The organism is Actinomadura darangshiensis, from assembly GCF_004349235.1.
Classification (GTDB): domain Bacteria; phylum Actinomycetota; class Actinomycetes; order Streptosporangiales; family Streptosporangiaceae; genus Spirillospora; species Spirillospora darangshiensis.
On sequence record NZ_SMKY01000488.1, the window covers coordinates 1 to 4,061 of the forward strand.

General features: G+C 72.2%; 5 protein-coding genes and 1 pseudogene. All 6 read right to left on the reverse strand.

Annotated features, from left to right (window positions below; translation table 11 throughout):
- Positions 1–200: pseudogene (locus E1293_RS45155) on the reverse strand (tRNA (guanosine(37)-N1)-methyltransferase TrmD); the annotation flags it as partial.
- A complete protein-coding gene (gene rimM / locus E1293_RS45160) occupies positions 197–709 on the reverse strand; it encodes a ribosome maturation factor RimM (RefSeq protein WP_132206029.1) in 513 nt (170 codons plus the stop codon). The gene rimM and the pseudogene E1293_RS45155, both read right to left, overlap by 4 nt.
- An 11-nt stretch (positions 710–720) precedes the next feature.
- Entirely contained in the window at positions 721–963 is a 243-nt protein-coding gene (locus tag E1293_RS45165; RefSeq protein ID WP_021598307.1) for an RNA-binding protein, read from the reverse strand.
- A 1-nt stretch (position 964) separates the two neighbouring features.
- Entirely contained in the window at positions 965–1,414 is a 450-nt protein-coding gene (gene rpsP / locus E1293_RS45170; protein WP_132206031.1) for a 30S ribosomal protein S16, read from the reverse strand.
- A gap of 196 nt (positions 1,415–1,610) precedes the next feature.
- On the reverse strand, positions 1,611–3,185 hold the full coding sequence (gene ffh / locus E1293_RS45175) for a signal recognition particle protein (protein ID WP_132206033.1): 1,575 nt from the start codon (positions 3,183–3,185) through the stop codon (positions 1,611–1,613).
- Positions 3,186–3,433: 248 nt separating this feature from the next.
- Positions 3,434–4,061 (reverse strand): ACT domain-containing protein (locus E1293_RS45180; protein ID WP_132206035.1); only part of this gene is annotated, 628 nt, incomplete at its 5' end.

Sequence of the window (4,061 nt, forward strand, 5' to 3'; positions counted from 1 at the left end):
CCCCAGGGGTCGGGTTTCATGACCATGCCGGGGCCGCCGCCGTACGGGGTGTCGTCGACGGTGCGGTGCCGGTCGTGGGTCCAGTCGCGCAGGTCGTGGACGCGGACGTCCAGCAGCCCGGCGCGCCGGGCCTTGCCCAGGAGGGAGATCTCCAGCGGGGCGAAGTACTCCGGGAAGATCGTGACGATGTCGAGTTTCATGATTCGTCGAGCAGTCCGGGGGGCGGGTCGATCACGAGCCGCCCCCCGGGCACGTCCACCTCGGGGACGAGGGCGGCCACGAAGGGGACCAGCCTCTCCCCGCCGGCCCCGCGCACGACCAGGATGTCCTGGCCGTGGTGCAGGATGTCCGCGACCCGGCCCACATCGGTCCCGTCCGCGGTGACCACGGCGAGCCCGATCAGTTCCTGGTCGTGGAAGTCGTCCGGGTCGGCGGACGGGGGGATGTCGCCGGGATCGACGACGAGCCAGATGCCGCGCAGGGCCTCGGCGGCGTCGCGGCCGCCGATCCCCGCGAAGCGCACGAGCAGGCGTCCCGAATGCCAGCGGATCCGCTCGATGGTGAGCGGACCGGCCGCGACGGGGTCGGTGGAGATCTCCGTGCCCGCGGCGAACCGGGAGTCCGGCTCGTCCGTGCGGACGTCGATGGTGACCTCGCCGCGGACCCCGTGCGGCCGTCCGATCCGTCCCACCACGAGCGGTTCGCTCATCGGAACGCCACTCAGCGGACCTCGTTGACGTCGAGCAGGTCGACTCGCACGTAGCGGCCTCCGGAGAGGGCGCTGATCACCGTGCGGAGGGCCTTGGCGGTGCGACCGCTGCGGCCGATGACCTTCCCGAGGTCCTCGGGGTGCACGCGCACCTCGAGGACCCGGCCGCCCCTGATCCGGCGGGCGCGGACCCGGACGTCGTCCGGGTTCTCCACGATCCCGCGGACCAGGTGCTCGAGCGCTTCTTCGAGCACGTCAGCCCTCGCTCTTGGCTTCGTCGGTCTCGGTGGCCTTCGCCTCGGACTTCTTCGGCTCGGCCTTCTTCTTGCCCCGGGTGGCGGTGCCGGCGGCCTCGTCGTCGCCCAGCGACTCCTTGACGGCCGCCTCGAAGGCGGCCTTCTTGTCGGCCTTCGGCTCGGCGACCTTGAGGGTGCCCTCGGCGCCCGGCTCGCCCTTGAACTTCTGCCAGTCGCCGGTGATCTTGAGCAGGTTGAGCACGGGCTCGGTCGGCTGCGCGCCGACGCCGAGCCAGTACTGCGCGCGCTCGGAGTCGATCTGGATGAGCGACGGCTCCTGCTTGGGCTGGTAGAGCCCGATCTCCTCGATGGCGCGCCCGTCACGCTTGGTGCGGGCGTCGGCGACGACGATCCGGTACTGCGGGTTCCGGATCTTCCCCAGCCGCTTGAGCTTGATCTTGACTGCCACGGGTGTGGTGTACTCCAACTTCATTACGGGTTGGACGGGCCCGTGCCAGGTGGGGAACACCGGCTGACGGCCGTCCGATGGACTCCGGCCGCGCAGGACGAGAGAGGGCGCCTCGCGATTCCGGGTTTCCAGCCAGTCATTCTGCCAGACCCGCGGCGTAAAAGCGCAATCGCGCCGTGACGTGTTGGAGCGCGGGCTACTTCTTCTTGCGGTTCTGGAGGTCGCCGAGGTCGGGCATCTGGAAGCCGGGCGGCAGTTGGCCGCCGAGGCCGGGCGGGAGGCCCTTGCCGCCGCCGAGGCCGGGCGGCAGCCCCTGGGGCGCGCCGTCCGCGGCCGGCTGCTCCGGCCGGTCCTTGCCGCCGCCCGCGCGCTTGCGCGGGTCGCCGCTGCGCTGCTTGCCCTTCTTGTTCTTCTTGGCGGCCGCCTTCGCCGCCTTCTTGCGTCCGCCCGGCATGCCGGGCAGCCCCATGCCGCCCGCCATCTGGCGCATCATCTTCTGCGCGTCGAAGAACCGGGTGACGAGGCTGCTGACCTCGCCGACGCCGACGCCCGAGCCGCGCGCGATGCGGGCCCGCCGCGAGCCATTGATGATCTTGGGCTGGGAGCGCTCCTGCGGCGTCATCGAGCGGATGATCGCGGCGATCCGGTCCAGGTCGCGGTCGTCGATCTGGCTGATCTGGTCGCGGACCTGCCCCATGCCCGGCATCATCCCGAGCAGGTTCCCGATCGGGCCGAGCTTGCGGATCATCATCATCTGCTCGAGGAAGTCCTCGAGGGTGAAGTCCTCGCCCGAGGCGAACTTGGAGGACATCTTCTCGGCCTGCTCGGCGTCGAACGCCTGCTCGGCCTGCTCGATCAGGGTGAGGACGTCGCCCATGTCGAGGATCCGGCCCGCCATGCGGTCCGGGTGGAAGACGCTGAAGTCCTCCAGCTTCTCGCCCGTCGAGGCGAACATGATCGGACGCCCGGTGATGTGCCGCACCGACAGCGCCGCGCCGCCGCGCGCGTCGCCGTCGAGCTTGGTCAGGACGACGCCGTCGAAGCCGACGCCGTCCATGAACGCCTGGGCGGTGTTGACCGCGTCCTGGCCGACCATGGCGTCGACGACGAACAGCACGTCGTCCGGCTTGACGGCGTCGCGGATGTCGATGGCCTGCTGCATCATCTCGGCGTCGATGCCGAGCCGGCCGGCGGTGTCGATGACGACGACGTCGTGCTGGGCGTGCCTGGCCTGGTCGATCGAGCGGCGCGCCACGTCCACCGGGTCGCCGACGCCGCTGCCCGGCTCGGGCGCGAACACCGGGACCCCGGCGCGCTCGCCGACGACCTGGAGCTGCTGGACGGCGTTGGGGCGCTGCAGGTCGGCCGCCACCAGCATCGGGGTGTGGCCCTCCTGCCGCAGCCAGCGGGCCAGCTTGCCGGCGAGGGTGGTCTTGCCGGCGCCCTGCAGGCCCGCGAGCATGATCACGGTGGGCGGCGTCTTGGCCAGGCTGATCCGGCGGGTCTCGCCGCCGAGGATCTCGACGAGCTCCTCGTTGACGATCTTGACGACCTGCTGCGCCGGGTTCAGCGCCTGCGAGACCTCCGCGCCCGCGGCCCGTTCCTTGACCCGCGCGATGAAGTCCTTGACGACGGGGAGCGCGACGTCGGCCTCGAGCAGGGCGATCCGGATCTCGCGGGCCGTCGCGTTGATGTCGGCCTCGGAGAGCCGACCCTTGCTGCGCAGCGACGAGAAGACCGTCGTCAACCGGTCGGAGAGCGTCTCGAACACGTGTCTGGACCGTCCTTGGAAAGCTTCTGGGATCGCCTATCAGCGTATCGGGTCACCGGCCGGGCCCCGCCCGTCTCGCCCACGGCTTTCCGGACGGACCTCGCACCGGCGGCCCAGCCGGGCCCGGCCCGCCCCGCGAACCCCTTTCCCACCAGGCCGCACGGGCCGCCTCGGCTGAAGACCGCGCGGCGGGACGCCAAGCCGGGCCCCCATGGGTCGCGTGCTGGTAAGTCAGGGGTGTGGGGTGATCAGTGCAGGGTTGTCAGTACCTCTTTCTGGACGGCGGCCAGTGCGGTGGCGTTCTCGATCGGGCGGCCCTTCGCGTCCACCACGTAGAAGACGTCCACGGCCTCGGCGCCGAGGGTGTCGACCTGCGCGGCGCGGACCTGCAGCCCGCACGCCCCGAGGGCCTGCCCGACGCGCCACAGCAGTCCGGGACGGTCGTGGGCGCGCACCTCGATGACGGTCGCCGTCCGCGACGCGTCGTCCACGATCATGACGCGCGGCGGCGCCGCCGTCGCGCCGGGCCGCGCCCGCACCGACCGCGCCCTGCGCTCCAGCCGGGCCGCCACGTCGAGCCGCCCCGCGAGCATGAGCCGCAGGTCCGCCTCCAGGCCGGCCGGATCCGGCGGCGCCCCGAACTCGGGGACGGCCGTGAACTCCAGCACCGCCGTCCCGGCCATGCCGGACGGTGCGGGCGGATCCGCTGGAGGGTCGGGGAGGGTGGAGGTGGTGCGGGCGGTCTTCACAGCCAGGCGGTGAAGGGCGAGGACGCCGGCGGCGCGCCAGAGGAGGCCGGGCCGGTCGGGGGCCGCAATGGTGATGCGGGAGCCGATCACGCGGACCGCGGCACCGTCGTGGCGGGCCAGCGCGAGG

What these genes read in the sequence shown, in the direction of transcription:
- rimM (WP_132206029.1), bottom strand. Translation starts at nt 709, where the DNA reads ATGAGCGAACCGCTCGTGGTGGGACGGATCGGACGGCCGCACGGGGTC.